20 protein-coding genes and 1 riboswitch are annotated in these 18,570 nt (G+C 69.4%); of the genes, 9 read left to right on the top strand and 11 right to left on the bottom strand.

Going from position 1 to position 18,570, the window contains the following annotated elements:
- Positions 1–95 precede the first annotated feature (95 nt).
- Positions 96–2,651, top strand: a complete 2,556-nt coding sequence (locus ABZ420_RS25770) for an ATP-dependent Clp protease ATP-binding subunit (protein ID WP_357127559.1) — start codon at positions 96–98, stop codon at positions 2,649–2,651.
- Between the two features lie 75 nt (positions 2,652–2,726).
- On the opposite strand, the gene ABZ420_RS25765 is transcribed toward ABZ420_RS25770, so the two are convergent.
- From ABZ420_RS25765 to ABZ420_RS25750, 4 genes are all read right to left on the bottom strand, one after another.
- Complete coding sequence (locus tag ABZ420_RS25765; protein ID WP_357127556.1) at positions 2,727–3,533, bottom strand: LLM class flavin-dependent oxidoreductase; 807 nt, start codon at positions 3,531–3,533, stop codon at positions 2,727–2,729.
- Positions 3,534–3,587: 54 nt separating this feature from the next.
- Positions 3,588–3,854, bottom strand: a complete 267-nt coding sequence (locus tag ABZ420_RS25760; protein ID WP_357127553.1) for a hypothetical protein — start codon at positions 3,852–3,854, stop codon at positions 3,588–3,590.
- Between the two features lie 392 nt (positions 3,855–4,246).
- On the bottom strand, positions 4,247–4,951 hold the full coding sequence (locus ABZ420_RS25755; protein ID WP_357127550.1) for a response regulator transcription factor: 705 nt from the start codon (positions 4,949–4,951) through the stop codon (positions 4,247–4,249).
- Between the two features lie 34 nt (positions 4,952–4,985).
- Positions 4,986–6,911 (bottom strand): histidine kinase, encoded by a 1,926-nt coding sequence (locus ABZ420_RS25750; protein ID WP_357127547.1) that lies wholly within the window; start codon positions 6,909–6,911, stop codon positions 4,986–4,988.
- A 537-nt stretch (positions 6,912–7,448) separates the two neighbouring features.
- Here ABZ420_RS25750 and ABZ420_RS25745 point away from each other — a divergent pair.
- A complete protein-coding gene (locus ABZ420_RS25745) occupies positions 7,449–8,351 on the top strand; it encodes an ABC transporter ATP-binding protein (protein WP_357127544.1) in 903 nt (300 codons plus the stop codon).
- Positions 8,348–9,211 (top strand): ABC transporter permease, encoded by an 864-nt coding sequence (locus ABZ420_RS25740; RefSeq protein ID WP_357127541.1) that lies wholly within the window; start codon positions 8,348–8,350, stop codon positions 9,209–9,211. Before ABZ420_RS25745 ends, ABZ420_RS25740 begins: the two co-directional genes overlap by 4 nt.
- Before the next feature lies 1 nt (position 9,212).
- Here the strand turns inward: ABZ420_RS25740 and ABZ420_RS25735 are convergent, their stop codons facing one another.
- A complete protein-coding gene (locus ABZ420_RS25735) occupies positions 9,213–9,842 on the bottom strand; it encodes a helix-turn-helix domain-containing protein (protein WP_357127538.1) in 630 nt (209 codons plus the stop codon).
- 108 nt (positions 9,843–9,950) lie between these two features.
- Between ABZ420_RS25735 and ABZ420_RS25730 the strand changes: the two genes are divergently transcribed.
- From ABZ420_RS25730 to ABZ420_RS25720, 3 genes are all read left to right on the top strand, one after another.
- Complete coding sequence (locus ABZ420_RS25730; RefSeq protein ID WP_357127535.1) at positions 9,951–10,598, top strand: NAD(P)H-dependent oxidoreductase; 648 nt, start codon at positions 9,951–9,953, stop codon at positions 10,596–10,598.
- A gap of 1 nt (position 10,599) precedes the next feature.
- Positions 10,600–10,920, top strand: a complete 321-nt coding sequence (locus ABZ420_RS25725) for an SMR family transporter (RefSeq protein WP_357127533.1) — start codon at positions 10,600–10,602, stop codon at positions 10,918–10,920.
- A 166-nt stretch (positions 10,921–11,086) separates the two neighbouring features.
- On the top strand, positions 11,087–11,527 hold the full coding sequence (locus ABZ420_RS25720; protein WP_357127530.1) for an OsmC family peroxiredoxin: 441 nt from the start codon (positions 11,087–11,089) through the stop codon (positions 11,525–11,527).
- 55 nt (positions 11,528–11,582) lie between these two features.
- Here the strand turns inward: ABZ420_RS25720 and ABZ420_RS25715 are convergent, their stop codons facing one another.
- The 4 genes from ABZ420_RS25715 to mhuD all read right to left on the bottom strand — a co-directional run bounded on the left by ABZ420_RS25715 (position 11,583) and on the right by mhuD (position 13,654).
- Complete coding sequence (locus tag ABZ420_RS25715; protein ID WP_357127527.1) at positions 11,583–12,065, bottom strand: hypothetical protein; 483 nt, start codon at positions 12,063–12,065, stop codon at positions 11,583–11,585.
- Between the two features lie 35 nt (positions 12,066–12,100).
- Positions 12,101–12,892 carry a CbtA family protein gene (locus ABZ420_RS25710; RefSeq protein ID WP_357127524.1) on the bottom strand — a complete coding sequence of 264 codons (792 nt, stop codon included), beginning with the start codon at positions 12,890–12,892 and terminating at the stop codon, positions 12,101–12,103.
- On the bottom strand, positions 12,883–13,077 hold the full coding sequence (locus tag ABZ420_RS25705; protein ID WP_357127521.1) for a CbtB-domain containing protein: 195 nt from the start codon (positions 13,075–13,077) through the stop codon (positions 12,883–12,885). The genes ABZ420_RS25710 and ABZ420_RS25705 overlap by 10 nt, the downstream gene beginning before the upstream one ends.
- A 29-nt stretch (positions 13,078–13,106) precedes the next feature.
- Positions 13,107–13,259: riboswitch (cobalamin riboswitch) on the bottom strand.
- An 80-nt stretch (positions 13,260–13,339) separates the two neighbouring features.
- Entirely contained in the window at positions 13,340–13,654 is a 315-nt protein-coding gene (gene mhuD / locus ABZ420_RS25700) for a mycobilin-forming heme oxygenase MhuD (protein WP_040864550.1), read from the bottom strand.
- 58 nt (positions 13,655–13,712) lie between these two features.
- Between mhuD and ABZ420_RS25695 the strand changes: the two genes are divergently transcribed.
- Positions 13,713–14,459, top strand: coding sequence for an alpha/beta hydrolase (locus tag ABZ420_RS25695; RefSeq protein ID WP_357127518.1), 747 nt, complete (start codon positions 13,713–13,715; stop codon positions 14,457–14,459).
- Between the two features lie 21 nt (positions 14,460–14,480).
- Here the strand turns inward: ABZ420_RS25695 and ABZ420_RS25690 are convergent, their stop codons facing one another.
- Positions 14,481–15,398, bottom strand: a complete 918-nt coding sequence (locus ABZ420_RS25690) for an A/G-specific adenine glycosylase (protein ID WP_357127515.1) — start codon at positions 15,396–15,398, stop codon at positions 14,481–14,483.
- A 90-nt stretch (positions 15,399–15,488) separates the two neighbouring features.
- Between ABZ420_RS25690 and ABZ420_RS25685 the strand changes: the two genes are divergently transcribed.
- Together ABZ420_RS25685 and ABZ420_RS25680 are read left to right on the top strand one after the other, a co-directional pair.
- Positions 15,489–16,112, top strand: a complete 624-nt coding sequence (locus ABZ420_RS25685; RefSeq protein ID WP_040864678.1) for a carbonic anhydrase — start codon at positions 15,489–15,491, stop codon at positions 16,110–16,112.
- A 124-nt stretch (positions 16,113–16,236) separates the two neighbouring features.
- Positions 16,237–16,884 (top strand): hypothetical protein, encoded by a 648-nt coding sequence (locus ABZ420_RS25680; RefSeq protein ID WP_357127511.1) that lies wholly within the window; start codon positions 16,237–16,239, stop codon positions 16,882–16,884.
- Between the two features lie 111 nt (positions 16,885–16,995).
- On the opposite strand, the gene radA is transcribed toward ABZ420_RS25680, so the two are convergent.
- The gene (radA, locus tag ABZ420_RS25675; protein WP_357127509.1) at positions 16,996–18,396 is read right to left on the bottom strand and encodes a DNA repair protein RadA; all 1,401 of its coding nucleotides are present in this window, start codon (positions 18,394–18,396) and stop codon (positions 16,996–16,998) included.
- Between the last annotated feature and the right edge of the window lie 174 nt (positions 18,397–18,570).

Genomic DNA, 18,570 nt, shown 5'->3' with positions numbered 1-18,570 from the left:
CCCGGGCTTCATGGCAGGCTGACGCCCACGGTTGTTGTACACAGCACACTGCGGCGTCTGTTGCCAGAATGTCGGAGCAGGAGAGTGAGGGAGCGATGTTCGAGAGGTTCACCGACCGCGCGAGGCGTGTCGTTGTCCTGGCCCAGGAAGAGGCCCGGATGCTCAACCACAACTACATCGGCACCGAGCACATCCTGCTGGGGCTGATTCACGAGGGTGAGGGCGTCGCGGCCAAGTCGCTGGAGTCGCTCGGCATTTCGCTGGAAGGCGTGCGCAGCCAGGTGGAGGAGATCATCGGCCAGGGCCAGCAGGCCCCGTCCGGTCACATCCCGTTCACCCCGCGCGCCAAGAAGGTGCTGGAGCTGAGCCTTCGGGAAGCGCTGCAGCTCGGTCACAACTACATCGGCACCGAGCACATCCTGCTCGGCCTCATCCGTGAGGGCGAGGGCGTGGCGGCCCAGGTGCTGGTGAAGCTGGGCGCCGATCTCAATCGTGTGCGCCAGCAGGTCATCCAGTTGCTGTCCGGGTATCAGGGCAAGGAGCCGGTGGAGTCCGGTTCGCGCGGTGAGGCGGGCACCCCGTCCACCTCGCTGGTGCTCGACCAGTTCGGTCGCAACCTGACCCAGGCCGCGCTCGAAGGCAAGCTCGACCCGGTCATCGGCCGCTCGAAGGAGATCGAGCGCGTCATGCAGGTGCTCAGCCGCCGCACCAAGAACAACCCGGTGCTGATCGGCGAGCCAGGCGTCGGCAAGACCGCCGTCGTCGAGGGGCTCGCGCAGGCCATCGTCAACGGCGAGGTCCCCGAGACGCTCAAGGACAAGCAGCTCTACACCCTCGACCTGGGTTCCTTGGTCGCGGGCAGCCGCTACCGCGGTGACTTCGAAGAGCGCCTGAAGAAGGTGCTCAAGGAGATCAACACCCGCGGCGACATCATCCTGTTCATCGACGAGCTGCACACGCTGGTCGGTGCGGGCGCCGCCGAGGGCGCCATCGACGCGGCCTCGATCCTGAAGCCGAAGCTGGCCCGCGGCGAGCTCCAGACCATCGGCGCGACCACCCTCGACGAGTACCGCAAGTACATCGAGAAGGACGCTGCCCTCGAGCGCCGGTTCCAGCCGGTGCAGGTGGGCGAGCCGACGGTCGAGCACACCATCAACATCCTCAAGGGTCTGCGCGACCGCTACGAGGCGCACCACCGCGTCTCCATCACCGACGGCGCGCTGGTGGCCGCGGCCACCCTGGCCGACCGCTACATCAACGACCGGTTCCTGCCGGACAAGGCGATCGACCTGATCGATGAGGCGGGCGCGCGGATGCGCATCCGTCGCATGACCGCTCCGCCGGACCTGCGCGAATTCGACGACAAGATCGCCGAGGCGCGCCGGGAGAAGGAGTCCGCGATCGACGCGCAGGACTTCGAGAAGGCCGCGCGGCTGCGCGACAAGGAGAAGCAGCTCGTCGCCAAGCGGGCCGAGCGGGAGAAGCAGTGGCGCTCGGGTGATCTGGACGTCGTGGCCGAGGTCGACGACGAGCAGATCGCCGAGGTGCTGGCGAACTGGACCGGTATCCCGGTGTTCAAGCTCACCGAGGAGGAGACCACCCGTCTGCTCCGCATGGAAGACGAGCTGCACAAGCGGATCATCGGCCAGGAGGACGCGGTCAAGGCGGTCTCCAAGGCCATCCGCCGCACCCGTGCCGGCCTGAAGGACCCGAAGCGTCCGTCCGGTTCGTTCATCTTCGCTGGTCCGTCCGGTGTCGGTAAGACCGAGCTGTCCAAGGCGCTGGCGAACTTCCTGTTCGGCGACGACGACGCGCTCATCCAGATCGACATGGGCGAGTTCCACGACCGCTTCACCGCCTCGCGGCTGTTCGGTGCCCCTCCGGGCTACGTCGGCTACGAGGAGGGCGGCCAGCTCACCGAGAAGGTGCGCCGCAAGCCGTTCTCGGTCGTGCTGTTCGACGAGATCGAGAAGGCCCACCAGGAGATCTACAACACCCTGTTGCAGGTGCTGGAAGACGGTCGCCTCACCGACGGCCAGGGCCGGACCGTGGACTTCAAGAACACGGTGCTGATCTTCACCTCGAACCTCGGCACGTCCGACATCTCGAAGGCGGTCGGCCTGGGCTTCACACAGTCCAATGCCGAGGGCTCGAACTACGAGCGGATGAAGCTCAAGGTCAACGACGAGCTGAAGAAGCACTTCCGGCCCGAGTTCCTCAACCGCATCGACGACGTGATCGTCTTCCACCAGCTCACCACCGACCAGATCGTCGAGATGGTGGACCTGATGATCAACCGCGTCGCCACGCAGCTGAAGAACAAGGACATGGCGATCGAGCTCACCGAGAACGCCAAGAACCTGCTGGCCAAGCGTGGCTTCGACCCCGTGCTCGGTGCCCGGCCGCTGCGCCGCACCATTCAGCGCGAGATCGAGGACCAGCTGTCGGAGAAGATCCTCTTCGGCGAGATCGGCCCCGGCCAGACCATCTCGGTCGACGTCGAGGGCTGGAACGGCGAGGGCTCCGGCGAGGACGCCAAGTTCACCTTCGCCGGTAAGGCGAAGCTGACCAAGGCGCAGACCGAAGAGAAGCCGGAAGTCGTGCTGACCGGCGCGACCGAGGGCTCCACCGAGGCTGCCTCGGGCGAGTAAGTCGTAACCGAAAAGCCCGTGCCCACCGTATGGCGGTGGGCACGGGCTTTTTCGTATTCCGGCGGCGGCGCCGGGTCAGGAACGCCGACCGCCGAAATGGGCGAGGACGGGGGCGAAGTCGTCGGCGAGTTCGCCGGGCACGATCACCTCATCGATGCCGTACTTCTCCCTGCGGCGCTCGAGCATCTCGGCGGCGGCCGAGGGGTCCGCCGGGATCACGCCCGCCGCACCCGCGTCCGCGAGCGCCTCCGCGGTCATGCCGAGCTTCTTCGAGGTCCAGATCGGCAGCCGCTGACCGATGCCGACCAGTTGATGGGTGAAGCGCAGGGGGCGGTCGGCGCCGTCCCGCGCCGTGCGGACCAACTCGGCCAGTTCCGCCTCCGTGGCGGTGGGCCCTGCGGCGAGCAGAATGCGGTCGGCGAATTCCGCCGCGGTCGCCAGCATCCGGGGGCCGTTGGCGGCGATCACGACCGGCGGGGCCGGGGCCACCTGAGCGCGTACGGCGGCGATGGTTGCGACGAGGTGGGCGCGGCGTTGCGCAGCCGAGCCCCAGGATGACCCCAGCCACTGGGCCTCGGCGGCGGCGTCCGGGCGTCCCGAGCCGATCCCGAGTTCGAAACGTCCGTCCGACAGCAGTTGCAGGGCCGCGGTCTCCCTCGCTGTAGCGGCAGGGGTGCGCAGCGGTGCGGCGAGGACGTTCGGGCGCAGCCGAATGGTGGTGGTGACGGCAGCCGCCGCGGCGAGGGCCGGGAACGGTGAGGGGGTGAACCGGGTGTCGGGCAGCAGGAGGGTCCGGTAACCCTGCCGTTCGGCTGCGGCTGCCTCGCGCGCCCAGTCGGCTCCCGAACGCGGGGTGAGAACGATTCCGAAGGTCATGCTCATGGTTGGGGGTCTCCCGATCGTGAAGTTTCCGCTCGCGCAGTGGACGGCTGGTCGCTAGTGCTTGGCGCGCCGGGGCTCGCTCAGGACGGCGAGCCTGCTGCGGTACTGCTCCTCGGTGATCTCGCCGCGCGCGAACGCCGTGCGCAGCGCGCCGACACCGCTCGCGCGGCCGATGAACCGCCGCCGGGCGAACACCAGCACCGCCACGACGGTCAGCCAGAACAGCAGCGGGAAGATCCAGAAGAACGGCCAGGGGTGCCATCCGCTGTCGGAGTGGTCGGCCAGGAAACTCACGGCCTCGGGGTGAGTGAAAATATTCATGCCGAAAGCCTGCGCCGTAGGGTATGGCGGGGGCATCGGTCGCGCGTCGACACTCGAAATACGCCTGGATACGTATCGTCGGAGCCGCGGGTGACAGCCGCGCAATAATTTACTAGTTATTTGCTGACTGTCATTCACTCTGCGAAATGCGGTTCGCTGAAAAATTGCCGTAGATTGATTTCGGGCAGGGGTCGATGTCTTGACGGGGCGTCGTGGTGCGACGCGACGATCGAGAAATTATTCGCTCTGGCTACAGAAGGCCCGGCTTTTACGTCGGCAGCGGTGCGAAGAATGCGCGGAGCCGGACCGATGCGGTGCTGCGATGCCCGGCGATAGCCAGGTACGGCGATCATCCCGGGGGACCGCGGTCAGTGCTATCGACCGAGAGCGGCTCACTGCCAGCCGGGGCGGACGAGCCCGGATTCATACGCCATGACCACCAGCTGGGTGCGGTCCCTGGCGTGCAGTTTGGCGAGGATGCGGCTGACATGCGTGCGGGCGGTGGCGGGGCTCATGTAGAGGCGTTCACCGATTTCGGCATTGGTGAGGCCCTCGGCGACCGAGGTCATCACTTCGCGTTCCCGGTCGGTGAGTTCGGCGAGGGTCGCCGGTGGCGGGGTCTTGGCACGCACGGAGAACTCCGCGATCAGTGTGCGGGTGACGCCCGGGGACAGCAGTGCGTCACCCGTGGCGACCACGCGGACGGCACGAACCAGATCTGCCGGTTCGGTGTGCTTGACCAGGAAGCCGGTCGCGCCGGAGCGCAGAGCCTCGAAGACGTACTCGTCGAGTTCGAAGGTGGTCAGCACGACGACGCGCACTTCGGCCAGTCGCGGATCCTCGGCGATCATGCGGGTGGCGGCCAAGCCGTCCAGAATGGGCATGCGGATGTCCATCAGGACCACGTCGGGGCGCAGGCCGCGGGTCATGCGCACGGCCTGCTCGCCGTTGTCCGCCTCGCCCACCACTTCGATGCCGTCCTGGGCCTCCAGCAACGCGACGAACCCCCCGCGCACCAGTGCCTGGTCGTCGGCCACCAGCACTCGGATGCTGCCGGACGGGGCGTCCGCGCGGGCTGGATCGTGGTGCTCGTGCATCGCGTCTCCTCTGCCGTGGGGCCGCGTGGTCCCGTCAGCGCTGCCCGCGACCGGCCGAGGTGCTCGGTCGGGCGGCCGCATCGGCGGGGCGGCCGGGCTTCGCGGGTGACTCGGTCTCGCTCGAGCGGGCGGTACTCGCGGTGCCCGTGGCCGTTGATTCCACTGCCCCGGTACTCGTCGGCGAGGTGCCCGACCCCGCGGCACTCTGCTCCGGCGCGCCCGTTGCTGTGGCGTCCGGCGCCGGTCCTCGGCCGGTCGAGGCGCTGTCCGTCGGCCTGCTCGCTGTCGCGGCGCCCCGTTCCGGCGGGCCCGATGCCATGCTGTCCTGCGTCGGCCTTCTCCTTGTCGAGGCGCTCTGCGTCGACGTGCTGGTTGCATCGGTGTCGTGTTCCGGCGTGCTGCTGCTCCGCGCCGGTCTGCTCGCCGCCGTGGCGCTGGGTGTGGACGCGCTCGATGTGCGAGGGCCCGGCTCCGGCGCATCCGAGGCCATGCCGCTCCGCGACGGTTTTATCGCTGTCGAGGCGGAGTGGGGCGATGTGCTCCCAGTAGCCGGGTCCCGTTCCGCTGCCGCTGCCGGCGTCGTGCGACGGGCCGGGGTTGCCGGTGCCGTCGAGCCGGCCTGCGCACCGGGTTCGGGCGCACGCGTGGGTAACCGGGCCGCGACCCGGAAACCGCCGCTGGGGCGTGGACCGGCGGTGAGAGCGCCGCCGAGTGCGTGGGTGCGCTCGCGCATGCCGATGATGCCGTTGCCGCCGCCGGTGCCGGAACGCGCGGGGGCACTGGTGGGGCGGGTGTTGTCGACGGTGATGTCGACCGAGTCCGGGGTGTAGCGCACGGTCACCGTGGCGTCGGCGCCCGGGGCGTGCCGGAGGACGTTGGTCAGGGACTCCTGGACGATCCGCGCCGCCGCCACGTCGATCAAGCTGGGCAGCTGCTGCGGGGTGCCGAGCACTCGGGTGCCGACCGTCAGACCGGTGGTGCGCGGACGCAGCAGCAGATCGTCCAGGTCGCTGATGCTCGGAGCGGGCGCACGAGGTGCGGGAGGCGGCTCGGCCGCCGTCGCCGAAGCCTGCTCGAGGTCGTCGTCGCGATTCGAATCCTGCTCGGCCGCAGCGGAATTGCGGTCTTTGCGGGCGGCGCGGCGAGGCCGTCGGCGACCGGTCTCCTCCGCGTCGGCAGTGGACGGTTGCTCGTCGGGCGCGGCGGTGGCGGTTCCGGAGCGGATCGTGTGCAGGAGCGCGTGCACCTCGGCGAGTGCGTCGCGACTGGCGTTCTTGATCGCCGTGAGCGCTGTTTCCGCCTGCTCCGGACGTTTGTCGAGCAATTCCAGCGCCACCGAGGATTGCACGTTGATCATCGACAGACTGTGCGCCAGCACGTCGTGCAACTCGCGCGCGATGGCGAGGCGCTCCTCGCTGGCGCGCCGCTCGCGCTGCGCTTCCTCGTCCCGGCGCGCCGACTCGGCGCGCTGCCTGCGGGCGACGAGGACGGCCTTGCGCTGCCGGATTCCTTCGGCCACCAGCAGCAGTATCGCCAGCCACGCCATCAGCGCGAAGACCTGCCACAGGTTGGCGGGGTGGCCCAGCTGCGCGGGCAGCGGCCAGACCAGCGCCAGATACCCGAGCGGGACGAGCGGGTAAGTCCACCACCGTGATCCGCTGCTCGCGGCGGTCAAGAAGGCGACGACCAGCGAGACGAAGATCGGCCCGTACCCGTAGCCGCGCAGGAAATAGGCGAGACACACGGCGAGGACGACGATCAGCACGGGCAGCGGCTGCGCCCGGCGCCGGATCAGCGCCGCGGGCCCGGCCAGCAGCAGCAGGTAACCGAGCACGTCGAGCGAGTGCACCCCGGTCTGCCGCATGTTCGCGAAGGTGCCCCCGACCACCTGAACCGCGGCCACGACGAGCGCGACTCCCCAGTCCAAGCCGACCGAGCTTCGATCCGTAATCCCTGCCACCCGCACCCACGTAGCCTATGCGGCTCGGCCACGATTCGACGTCCGCCTGGCAACGTATTTCGGGAGAATTGCACCGATTCGGCATTTCCCGCAGATTCGGTCCCCGGCGAAAGTCTTGGCACGCCCGCTGCCCGCGCCGGTCTGGCACGCGATCCGACATAGCTGTAACGCTGGCTCCTGGCTCCTGGCTCCTGGCTCCTGGCTCCTGGCTCCTGGCTCCTGGCTCCTGGCTCCTGGCTGGTGGCTCCTGGCTGGTGGCTGGTGGCCGGTGGCCCCGGGGGGTCGTGGCTCGTGGCAGGGAACTCGTGGCTGGTGGCTGGTGGCTCGTGGCCGTGAGTTCGGAGTGATGGGCAGTGAGACGTGGCCGGTGAACATAAGCCGTGCGTGGTGGGCCACGAGTGGGAGCGGTATGGCGTGGGCCATGGGTGAGCGCTGAGGCGCAGACCCGTGAGCGGTCGCCCGTCGTCCTGGTTACGTATGCCGACCATCGCCCGGTGGCGGATGTCCGCACCGGGGGCGGCGGCGGATTCTCGGTGCATGACAGATTCGATCGTGGTCACCCGAGGGCTGACCAAGCGCTACGGCGAGCAAACCGCTGTCGACGATGTGAGCATGACCGTCGCGTCCGGCGAGATTTACGGCTTTCTCGGGCCGAACGGCGCCGGTAAGACCACCACCCTGCGCATGCTGGCCGGGCTGATCCGTCCCACCGAGGGCACGGCCACCGTCGCGGGGCATCGTCCCGGCGATCCCGCGGTGGTGCGCCGGATCGGCGTGCTCATCGAAGGTCCCGGCTTCTACCCCTACCTCTCCGGCCGGGACAACCTGCGCGTGCTCGCCGAGTATCGCGGGCTCGGCCGGCCGGAGGTCGACGCCGCGCTCGAACGAGTCGGGCTGGCGGGCCGCGCCGAGGACAGGTACCGCACCTACTCGCTCGGGATGAAACAGCGCCTCGGTGTGGGCGCCGCCTTGCTCGGCAGCCCCGACCTGCTCGTTCTGGACGAGCCGACCAATGGCCTCGACCCCGCCGGGATGGCCGAGATGCGGGAGCTGATCACCGCTTTGGCCGCCGAGGGGCACACGGTACTGCTGTCGAGCCACATGCTCAGTGAAGTCCAGGCGATTTGCGACCGGGTCGGCGTGATCTCGCAGGGCAGGCTGCTCACCGAAGCGACGGTCGCGCAGTTGCGCGGAAATTCGGCACTGGTGGTGCGGGCCGACCCGCTGGAGGTGGCCCTGCCCGCGGTGCGACGGCTGGTGGGCGAACGTTCGGCGCTGTTGACCGCGAGCGGTATCCGGATCGAGTCGGACACCGTCACCGCGCCCGCCGTGGCGCGTGCGGTCGTGGCGTCGGGAGCGGACCTGCTCGAGCTGCGCGTCGAAGAGAAGTCTCTGGAGGAAGCGTTCTTCGAGATGACGCGATGGGAGGCCGCGCGATGAACGGCACGGCGATCCGCGATGCGGTCGCGAGTACGAAGGCCGAAATGCTGCGACTGCGGAAGTGGCCCGCGTTCTGGATCCTTCTCGGCACGTGGCTTCTGCTGAATCTCACGTTCGCCTATCTGTTCAACTATCTGGCCTACACCTCGGGGGAATCGAGCCGGATGTCCAACGGACTGCCCCGCGAGGCGTTGCTGCGGCAGATGTTGCCTGCCGCGGTGCCCGAAGTGTTCACCCAAGGAATGGCCATGTTCGGCGGCGCGCTGATGCTCATCCTCGGCGCCCTGGCCGTCGGCAGCGGATACGGCTGGGGGACCTGGAAGACCGTATTCACCCAGGGGCCTTCGCGGGTGCAGGCGGTCGCCGCCGTGGTGGTGAGTCTCGCCGGCGTGGTGGTGGCGTTGGTGTGCACGGCGTTCGTGGTCGACCTCTCCGTCGCCGCGCTGATCGCGGCTTTCCAGTCGCAGTCGCTCGCGCTGCCGGGACTGGACCGGTCGATGCTCGGAATCCTCACCGGCGTCCTGATTCTCGGTATGTGGACACTGGCGGGTGCGCTGATCGGTGCGGTCGCCCGTGGGCCCGCGCTCGCGGTGGGGCTCGGCTTGGTCTGGGTGCTGGTGGTGGAGAACCTTTTGCGCGGCGTCGCCGCGATCTTCGCGCCGATCGAGGTGATCACCGATCATCTGCCCGGCACCGCCGCGGGATCGCTGGCGGGGGCGATGCGCACCGTGGACGGGCCCGCCACGCCCGGTGTGTCGCAGGTGCTTTCGCGGTCCGAATCGGTGGTCGTGCTGGTCGTCTACGTGGTGCTGTTCGCGGCCTGCACGATCTGGCTGATGCGCAAACGCGATCTGGTGTGAGTTACCAGAGGGGTGAAACCGCTGGTGGGGCCCCCAGAACGGTTTCCGCGATCACCCGAAGCGCGCCGGTGATCTGTTCGGAAGTCAAGCCGCGTTCGCGCTGCTGCCGATAGACCTCGGCGGCCAAGGGAGCGAGGAGCGGGTCGACCATCGCGTCCGGCTCGCGAATCCCCGCCGCCGACAACAGGGCTCGCACGTGTGCGTACCAGAATCCGTAAGCCCCGGTGGCGAAGCGAGCTCCGCCGATCTCGGCGCCGAGCACGAGATGCGCGTGCGCGTCCAGCAATTCGACCATCGCGGCGTAGAACGCGGCCAGCCGCTGCGCCGCGGGCGCTCCGGGGCCGAGCGGCGGCGGACCGGAGAGCAGTTTCGCTTGCAGTGCCCGCTCGTGTTCGTCCAGCAGGGCCACCGCGACCGAGTTGGTGTCCGGATAACGCCGATACAGGGTGCCTCGGCCGACACCGGCGGCCTTCGCGATGTCGTCCATCGTGACCGTGCGGGGGTCGCGGGTGGCGAACAATTCCGCGGCGGCGGCGAGCACTTTGGCCCGGTTGCGGGCAGCGTCGGCTCGTTCCGGCGCCGCCGACCGGCCCGGCACTGCACCGGCGAGCAGGTCGGGTCGGGGTTCCATGCCGCGACTCTAGCCGATTCGGCAACAACTGGACAATCTGTCCGGTTCGCTCGTATGGTGGAGGGCGTTAAAATTGGACATTGTGTCCACTTATTTGGAGGTCGGATCATGAGCACGCTCTTGCACCTCGACGCCAGCGCCCGGCGGCAGTCGATCAGCCGGGAGCTGAGCGCGGCCTTCGCCGACGCGTGGCGCGCACGCCATCCGGACGGTGGCTATCGCTACCGCGACCTCGCGGCAGAGCCGGTGCCGTTCATCGGGGCGGCGTGGACCGAGCTGTGCGACGCCGTGCTGGCCCTGCCGAGCACGGACCCGGAACGGCTCGGTGAATTGGTGCGGACCCCGGAGCAGGCCGCCGCGTGGAAGATCATCGAGCCGCTGCTGGCCGAATTGCTCGCGGCGGACGTGATCCTGATCGGCACCCCGATGTACAACTACTCGATCCCGGCTTCGCTCAAAGCATGGCTGGACCAGGTGACCTTTCCGCGCATGTCGCTGGGGCACCGGAGGTTCGTCGTAGCCGGCGCCCGCGGCGGCGCTTACTCGCCGGGCGCTCCGAAAGCGGCCTACGACTATCAGGAGCGCTTCCTGCGCGACTTCTTCGCGGGTCATTTCGGCGTGTCCGACACCGTGTTCGTGCATGCGGAATTGGCCAATTCCCGCCAAGACCCGGCTTTGGCACACAAACGCGCCGAGCACGACACGTCCTACGCCCGCGCTGCGGCCGCCGTTCGTGCTCTGGCCGGGGAGTACTGAGGTGAACTGGGTAGTTCTCGCCGTCGCCGGGCTGGTGGAGATCGTCTGGTCGCAAAGCATCAAACCGACCGAGAATTTCACCAAACTCGTTCCGACGCTGGTCTGCGTCGTTCTCGGTGTCACGGCCGTGTACCTGCTGTCGCGCGCCATGCAGACGTTGCCGGTCGGCACCGCCTACGCGGTGTTCACCGGCATCGGCGCGCTCGGCGCGATCACCCTCGGCATCGCCGTCCACAAGGACCCGCTCAGCGCGGGCCGGCTCCTGGCGCTCGCGTTGATCCTCGGCGGCATCGTGCTGGCCAGAGTCACGAATCCGGAGTGAGGACACGTCGTCGACGGCGCGGAATCGCCTGAGCGTCCGTGGTTTACCGGCGGGGAGTGAGCGGTGCGCCGCGGCGAACGCGATCGGCGAACCGGTGGGCCGGGGCGTGTCCGCCGGGGTAGGTTTCGTGCTGAATCGTCAAACGATCATCGGCGAAAGGACCGTGATGCCCACACGTACCGCGCGTACCGCTTGGACCGGCACCCTTCAGGAGGGTTCGGGACAGGTCGAACTGGCCAGTTCAGGGGTCGGTAAGTACGACGTGTCGTTCCCCAAGCGTTCCGCCGAGGAAGCCGACGGCACCACCAGTCCGGAGGAACTGATCGCGGCCGCGCACTCCTCCTGCTACGCGATGGCGCTGTCGGCGCAGATCGGCAATGCGGGCGGTACCCCGGAGAACCTGGACGTCACCGCCGACGTGACCCTCGGCCCCGACCCGGCGGGCGGCTTCCGGATCACCGGGATCCAGCTGACCGTCCGCGGTCGCGTCTCGGGCATCGACGCCGACGCCTTCCAGGCCGCCGCCGAGGCCGCCAAGGCCGGCTGCCCCGTCAGCAAGGCCCTCGCCGGGGTCGACCACATCACCTTGGACGCGGCTCTCGCTTAGTGCCACCGCTTCGTGCCCCGCACCCTCGGCGGAGGCGGGGCGCGAAGCGCGCGTGTCAGCGCTTGCGAAAGTAGTGGCGGGCGGGGCGGGTGTAGAGCGCGGGGACGGCGACCAGCACGGCGAAGACGTGGACGATGCGGAGGGCGGCCAGTAGCAGGGATGCGGGACCGGCGTCCCGGACGAGGTCGCGCAGTTCGTTCGCCGACATGGCCGCGGCGAGCGGCTCGATGATCAGTGACAACAGGCCGAACCCGCCGATGCCGACGGTGATCAGCAGGCGGGCCCAGCGGTCGCCGTAGGTCATGCGCACCGCGACGGCCAGCACCAGAACGTAGATCGCCGTGCGCACCCCCAACCCGGTGGCCGGACTCGCCGTGTCGGTTCCCGGGAAAGCCCGGGCGGCCCGCACGCCGGCCTCCGCGGCGCCCGCGAGCACAGCGACGGTCAGAGCGACGAACGCGACGCGGACGGCGCGCGGCGGTGCAGCGGAATGGGCGCGCGGCGATACGGGCCAGACGGAAAAGGCAGTGCCGGTCATGGGACCGACACTGCCTCAGCGCTTCCGGACGCGAATCACCCCGCGGTAGCGGCGGCCACCGGTACCGGAGTATCGGTGCGGGTCGCGAACTCGGTCAGCGCTGCGAAGCCGAGGCCGAGACAGGCCCACAGGGTCGCGGTCTCGGCCAGCGACGCCACCCGGAACTGCCACAGCAGGGTGGCCGGGAAGTCCGCGCTCACCTCGTTCACGCCGGGCAGCAGGACGTAACCGAGCGCCGTCACCAGGACGAACGCCGCGACACCGCCGATCATGCGGAACGTGGGAAGTTGCGCGCGCAGCGCGGTGAACGCCGCGACCGCCGCGCCGACGGCCACCAGGCCCAGTACGACCGCGGCCAGCCACAGCAGGGTGCGCTCGTTGATGGTGTCCGGATCACCCACCGCCGGTGGATTCGCCGGATATTTGAAGAACGGCACCGCGACGATCGCCGCCCAGCCCGCGACGCCGAGCGCCAGGGCGAGCCGTGGGCCGGACAGTGCGGTGTAGCGCCGCGCGAAATGCGCGACCGAGGCGTAGATGGCGCCGAGCGCGAGCCCGGCCAACCCGAGGGCGAGGAACTGTCCGAACTTCTGGCCGCCGCGGCTCACCAGCGGTTCTTCCTCGTCGCCGTGGGAATGCCCGGCTGTCGATTCCGCGTGCTCGCCATGGGTGTGCCCGGCGGCGGAGCCCGCTTCCTCGATCGCGATGGCGGCGTCCACCCTCGGTTCGCCGACGAAGTAACCGACTGTCGCGGCCAGCAGGCCGGCGATGAGGCCGGCCAGCAGGCCGCGAAGCAGCAGTGTTCGGAGCGAACCGATCAATGGCACGGGAGCCCCAGCAGGTGGCGTCCGTCGTGCATCAGCTCATGCAGATACATCCCGCCGCGCGAGATGACACCCTGGTCGAAGCCGACCAGGTAGAGCGTGAGCAATGCGAGAAGAACGACACCGACCGTGACGAGCACGGCGGCCAGGGAATCAGTTGCCCGGCTGGGTGTATGCGCGATGGCCATTCGAGTCCTCCTTGGGATACGCGTCCCGTCCGGTGGTGGCGCGACGGTGCCGGTGTCTGGCTTTCCGGCACCGGACTCGGTGCGTGGAACACAGTGGCGCGACCGCTCCGGAATCTCACCGGAATTACCGCGTCACCCTCGCGTTTGTCCTTCGAACTGTGACACCCGCACACCCCCCGCGTCAACCAGGTCCGGCACGGGCGTACCACGGCGTCGGGCGAGTCGCCGGGCAGGCGGACCTGCCCGGCGTCGGATGCCGGACTCAGTTCGCGGGCTTGGCCTCGACGTCGAGCACGACCTCGAACTCGAGCAGGGACGCGCCCGTCGAGACCGGCTTCTGCCGCTCGCCCGCGTGCGCCTCGCGTGCGGGCCCGTCCCGCCAGGCCGCGAAGGATTCTTCCGAATCCCACTGGGTGACAACGAAATACCGCTTCTCGCCGGCGACGGGGCGGAGTAGCTGGAAGCCGAGGAAGCCGGGGGAGCCCTCGACCGCGTGCGCACGGTGGGCGAACCGCTTCTCCAATTCGGGGCCCGCGCCCTCGGGAACCTCGATCGCGTTGATCTTCACAACAGCCATGCGTCCAAGCTAGCGGCTGCGGCCGAGCGGACGCTCGGTACCTCGTATTGTCGAGTCGATGTTGCACGACGAAGGCGGAGCGGGCGCGCCGATCCTGCTGCTGCACGGACTGATGGGCAGCGCGCGCACCTGGCGCGATCAGCTGGCCTGGCTGCGCGGATACGGTCATGTCTACAGCTTCGACGCCGCGGGCCACGGCAGGCCCGCGCCCGGGGACCTGACCACCGAGGCCTTCGTCGCGGATCTCGCCGCGGGCACCGCGGCGATCGGCGAGCCGATGGTGGTGATCGGCCATTCGATGGGCGCGCTGCACGGCTGGGTGTTCGCCGCGACCCACCCCGGTCGGGTCCGGGCGCTGGTGATCGAGGACATCGCACCGGACTTCACCGGCCGCACCGCCGCGCACTGGGCGGCGATGATCGAGGCTTGGCCGCAGCCGTTCCCCGACGACGAGGCCGTGCTGTCCTTTTTCGGGCCGGTCGCCGGACGGTACTTCCTGAACTCCTTCGAGCGCGGGCCGGAGGGGTACCGGCTGCACGGCTCGGTCACCACCTTCCGCGATATCTCCGAGGAGTGGGGAACGCGCGACTTCTGGCGGCAGTGGCATGCGGTGCGGGTGCCGGCCCTGCTGCTGGAGGGCGAGCACAGCATCACTCCGCCGGGGCAGATGCGGCGGATGGCCGCCGCCCATCCGGGCGCCGACTACGCCCTGATCGCCGGTGCAGGCCATCTCGTGCACGACGACCAACCGGAGCGCTACCGAGCGGAGGTCGAGCGCTTCCTGCGGCGGGTGCTGAGGACCTGAGCCGCAGCGGCCGGTTCCGGGTCAGCCGGTCGCGCCAGGGTGCCCGCCTTCGCCCGCCAAGGCGAACAAACCTTCGGGTGTCTGTTCGATCAGGCCGTCCAGTAGCAGCGAGTCCAGGGCTCGGTCGCGCTGGCCCGGATCGCGGGTCCAGGCGATGTCCAGGCGCATTCGTTCCACCGGCCCGCTGGCCTGTCGCAGGACCTCCAGCAGGCGACCGCGGGCTTGGCGGTCGGTGCCCTCGTACTTCTGGGTGCGGCGGACCACCTCGCTCACCGGCCGGCCCGCGGCGACCCACGCGCAACTCGGCAGTGGACAGCGCGTGCAATCGGGGGTGCGGGCGGTGCACACGGTCGCGCCCAGTTCCATCAGGGCGGCGGAGAACACCGCGGCGCGGTCGACTTGAAGCGGGAGCAGCGCCTCGGTGTCGGGGAGGTCCCGCGACGAAGGGTTGCCCGCTTCCGCGCGCCCGTGCACCGCCCTGGCAACCACCCGCCGGACATTGGTGTCCACCACCGGAACTCGTTGGCCATAGGCGAAACAGGCGACGGCGCGCGCGGTGTAGGCCCCGATGCCCGGCAGCCCGAGCAGCACCTCCACGTCGGTGGGCACCTCGTCACCGTGCTCGGCCGCCAGCACCCTGGCGCACTCGTGCAACCGCAGCGCGCGGCGCGGATAGCCGAGTTTTCCCCAGGCCCGCAGCACCTCGGCAGGCGAGGAGGCGGCCATCGCCGAAGGGACCGGCCAGCGCGCCACCCACTCCCGCCAGATCGGCTCGACCCGCACGACCGGGGTTTGCTGGAGCATGATCTCGCTCATCAGAATCTGCCACGCGGTGACGCCGGGCCTGCGCCACGGCAGATCCCGCGCGGTCTCCCCGTACCAGTCCAGCAACGTGTCCGCGTCGATACTCTTCGGTGCGCCGTTCCGCACTGCCCTCACTGTCCCCGTCCTACTGCTGCCAGGCGGTATTTGCCCACCTGTAACCGGCCAACTCGCTGGTAACCGGAACCATCCTGCACAATGGTCGGTATGCCGGATTCCAACCCGATCAGTGCCTGGAAGTCCTTGCGCGAAGGCAACGAGCGCTTCGTCAGTGGTGAACTGCTGCATCCTAGCCAGGGCGCAGCGGACCGGGCCAAGCTCGTCAGCGGCCAGCATCCGCACGCGATCCTGTTCGGTTGCGGCGACTCCAGGGTCGCCGCCGAACTCATCTTCGACCAGGGCCTCGGCGACATGTTCGTGGTACGTACCGCGGGCCATGTGGTCGACAGCTCGGTGCTCGGCTCGATCGAGTACGGGGTGCAGGTGCTCAACGTGCCGCTCATCGTAGTGCTCGGGCACGACAGCTGCGGCGCCGTGAAGGCCACCATCGACGCGCTGGACGGCGGCGAGGTCCCCGGCGGGTTCATTCGCAGCGTGGTCGAGCGGGTCACGCCCTCCATTCTGATCGGGCGGCGCGAAGGCCTGTCCACCGTCGACGAGATGGAGGCCAGGCACGTGGTGGAGACCAGCCGCCTGCTCATGCAGCGGTCGATGATCATCTCGCAGCGGGTGGCCACCGGTGAGCTCGCCATCGCCTGCGTGACCTACAAACTGGCCGAGGGCAAAGTGCAGTTGCACCGGGTTGTCGGCAATATCGGCGAGGTGGTCTGACGCCGCGACGCGCCCGCCGTCGGCCCAGCGTGGCGGCGGAATGTACTCGCCGCCGACAGGGGCGGACGGCCGACACGCCGTGCCCCTGAGACGGTGCGCCCGATGGTGCCCTTACCGTTGAGACGTGCTGGAACCGAATGGACCGCTGCCACCGGAGATCTACTGGCGTCGACGCGTGTTCGCCATCGGAATCCTGGTGGTCGCCCTGGCGCTGGTGATCTGGGTGGTGCTCGCGGTCGCGCGCGGGGGCGACTCGCCCGGTGACACCCGGGCCGCCGAGTCCAGCTCGGTCGCGGCCGAGCCCGTCGACGCGGCGGCCAAGCCGTCGGGTGAGTCCGGCGCGCCGAAAACCTCGGCGGCGGCCACCGGTGTCGCGGCGGGCCCGTGCCCGGACCAATCGCTGGCCATCAAGGTCACCGTCGAGCAGCCCACGTACAAGACCGGTGAGCAGCCGGTGTTCGGGATCGTCATCACCAACATCTCGGCGGTGCCGTGCACCCGCGACATGGGCTCCGGTCTGCAACAAGTTTCCGTGCACACGCTCGACGGTCAGCGGCGCCTGTGGTCGAGCACCGACTGCTATCCGGACGGCCAGCCCGACGTTCGCACGATGAGTCGCGGTGAGCAGGCGGCATTCACGGTGACCTGGTCGGGCACCACGTCCCAGCCCAGTTGCGCGGGCGAACGGGTTCCGGTTCCGCCGGGGGCCTACAGCGTTGTCGCGCAACTCGGCTCGGTGCGCAGCATGGCCGAGCCGTTCAACATCGCCTGAGCTGTGTTCGTTTTTCCAGCGCCTGCGGCGCTTGGAGCGTCGGTAGGGGTGATCGCCGCTTGTTCCACCGCGATTCGGTCGCGCGTTGTGCGGGCTCAGCGGCCGTCCGGATCAGCCGGCGGCTTCCTCGGGGACTGCGGCGCGCAGTTTGCGCAGGCCCGCTATGCGGATGGCGGAGCGGAGGTCGGTGACCTCGTGGATCTTCATGGTGCTCTGCACCGGCGCGAGGCCGGGCGGCACCAGGGCGGTGGTGAAGCCGAGGCGTTCGGCCTCGGCCAGCCTGCGGTTGAGGCCGGTCACTTTGCGCACCTCGCCCGCGAGGCCGACCTCGCCGAGGATCACCCAGCCCGGCGGGATCGGGACATCGGAGTCGGCGCTGGCGATGGCGAGCGCGATGGCCAGGTCGGCGGAGGGCTCGACCAGGCGCATGCCGCCGACCGTCGCGGCGTATACATCGCTCTTGCCGAGGAACACCCGGCCACGGCTCTGCAGGACGGCCAGCACCATGGCGACCCGGTTGTAGTCCAGGCCGCTCACCGCGCGGCGGGGCTGCGGAATCTCGGTCTTCACGGTCAGGCCCTGCACCTCGCCGACCAGCGGGCGTTTGCCGTCCATCGCGACGGTCACCGCCGTGCCCGGCACCGAATCGGTGCGGTGGTGCAGGAACAGGCCGGACGGGTCGTCGACGCAGGCGATGCCGTCCTCGTGCAGTTCGAAGCAGCCCACCTCGTCGGCGCTGCCGAAGCGGTTCTTGATGCCGCGCACCATGCGCAGCGTGGAGTTCTTGTCGCCCTCGAATTGCAGGACCACGTCGACCAGGTGCTCGAGCGTGCGCGGGCCCGCGACGTTGCCGTCCTTGGTGACGTGCCCGACCAGCAGCACGGCGATCCCGCTCGTCTTGGCCAGCGAGGTCAGCGCGGCGGTCACCTCGCGCACCTGGGTGACTCCGCCGGTCACGCCGTCCACCTCCGGAGCGAGCATGGTCTGCACAGAGTCGACCACCAGCAGTGTCGGCCGCACCTGCTCGACGTGCCCGAGCACGATCGACAGATCCGATTCCGACGCCAGATAGACCCGGTCGTGCACCGCGCCGGTGCGATCGGCACGCAACCGCACCTGCCCCGCCGACTCCTCCGCGGTGACGTACAGCGACTTCTCGCCGCGCTGGGCCGCCCAGCGATGCGCCACCTCGAGCAGCAGCGTCGACTTGCCCACTCCCGGCTCGCCGGACAGCAACACCACCGAGCCCGGCACCACCCCGCCGCCGAGCACCCGATCCAGCTCGCTCACGCCCGTCGGCCGCGCTCGGGTGACCTTCGAGTCGATCTGCGAAATCGGCGCGGCCGCGGTGCTGGGCAACATCGCCTTCCGCCCGGGAGAACCGACCGCCCCCGCCCCGACGACTACCTCGTCGACCGTGCCCCAAGCCCCGCACTCCGGGCACTTGCCCACCCACTTGGCGACTTCGTGCGAACAGGCGGAGCACCGGAAGGTCGGCTTGGTCTTTGCCACAGGGGCACCATACGCACCACCTCTGACACGGTCAGATTTGCAGCGCCTGCGGCGCTGGGTGTTCGCGGCCCCTTCATGGCTCGCGTCCGAGCGACCGCCGCTTGCTCCTTCGTCGCGTACGCGGCGCTGGCCACGTCGGCCGACCGAATGGTCCAGCTGGCCGCGGAATTCGAG

This window comes from Nocardia sp. NPDC005745 (assembly GCF_040630775.1).
Lineage (GTDB): Bacteria > Actinomycetota > Actinomycetes > Mycobacteriales > Mycobacteriaceae > Nocardia.
Note: the sequence above shows the minus strand (reverse complement) of the source record. Positions and strands in the feature narration are given on the sequence as shown.

Bases quoted from the DNA above. Each gene is read 5' to 3' on its own strand.
- ABZ420_RS25735 (WP_357127538.1), bottom strand. From the start codon at position 9,842: ATGGAACCCCGACCCGACCTGCTCGCCGGTGCAGTGCCGGGCCGGTCG.
- ABZ420_RS25760 (WP_357127553.1), bottom strand. From the start codon at position 3,854: ATGAATATTTTCACTCACCCCGAGGCCGTGAGTTTCCTGGCCGACCAC.
- ABZ420_RS25740 (WP_357127541.1), top strand. From the start codon at position 8,348: ATGAACGGCACGGCGATCCGCGATGCGGTCGCGAGTACGAAGGCCGAA.
- ABZ420_RS25770 (WP_357127559.1), top strand. From the start codon at position 96: ATGTTCGAGAGGTTCACCGACCGCGCGAGGCGTGTCGTTGTCCTGGCC.
- ABZ420_RS25730 (WP_357127535.1), top strand. From the start codon at position 9,951: ATGAGCACGCTCTTGCACCTCGACGCCAGCGCCCGGCGGCAGTCGATC.
- ABZ420_RS25695 (WP_357127518.1), top strand. From the start codon at position 13,713: ATGTTGCACGACGAAGGCGGAGCGGGCGCGCCGATCCTGCTGCTGCAC.
- ABZ420_RS25705 (WP_357127521.1), bottom strand. From the start codon at position 13,077: ATGGCCATCGCGCATACACCCAGCCGGGCAACTGATTCCCTGGCCGCC.
- ABZ420_RS25685 (WP_040864678.1), top strand. From the start codon at position 15,489: ATGCCGGATTCCAACCCGATCAGTGCCTGGAAGTCCTTGCGCGAAGGC.
- ABZ420_RS25755 (WP_357127550.1), bottom strand. From the start codon at position 4,951: ATGCACGAGCACCACGATCCAGCCCGCGCGGACGCCCCGTCCGGCAGC.
- ABZ420_RS25720 (WP_357127530.1), top strand. From the start codon at position 11,087: ATGCCCACACGTACCGCGCGTACCGCTTGGACCGGCACCCTTCAGGAG.
- ABZ420_RS25745 (WP_357127544.1), top strand. From the start codon at position 7,449: ATGACAGATTCGATCGTGGTCACCCGAGGGCTGACCAAGCGCTACGGC.
- mhuD (WP_040864550.1), bottom strand. From the start codon at position 13,654: ATGGCTGTTGTGAAGATCAACGCGATCGAGGTTCCCGAGGGCGCGGGC.
- ABZ420_RS25715 (WP_357127527.1), bottom strand. From the start codon at position 12,065: ATGACCGGCACTGCCTTTTCCGTCTGGCCCGTATCGCCGCGCGCCCAT.
- ABZ420_RS25765 (WP_357127556.1), bottom strand. From the start codon at position 3,533: ATGAGCATGACCTTCGGAATCGTTCTCACCCCGCGTTCGGGAGCCGAC.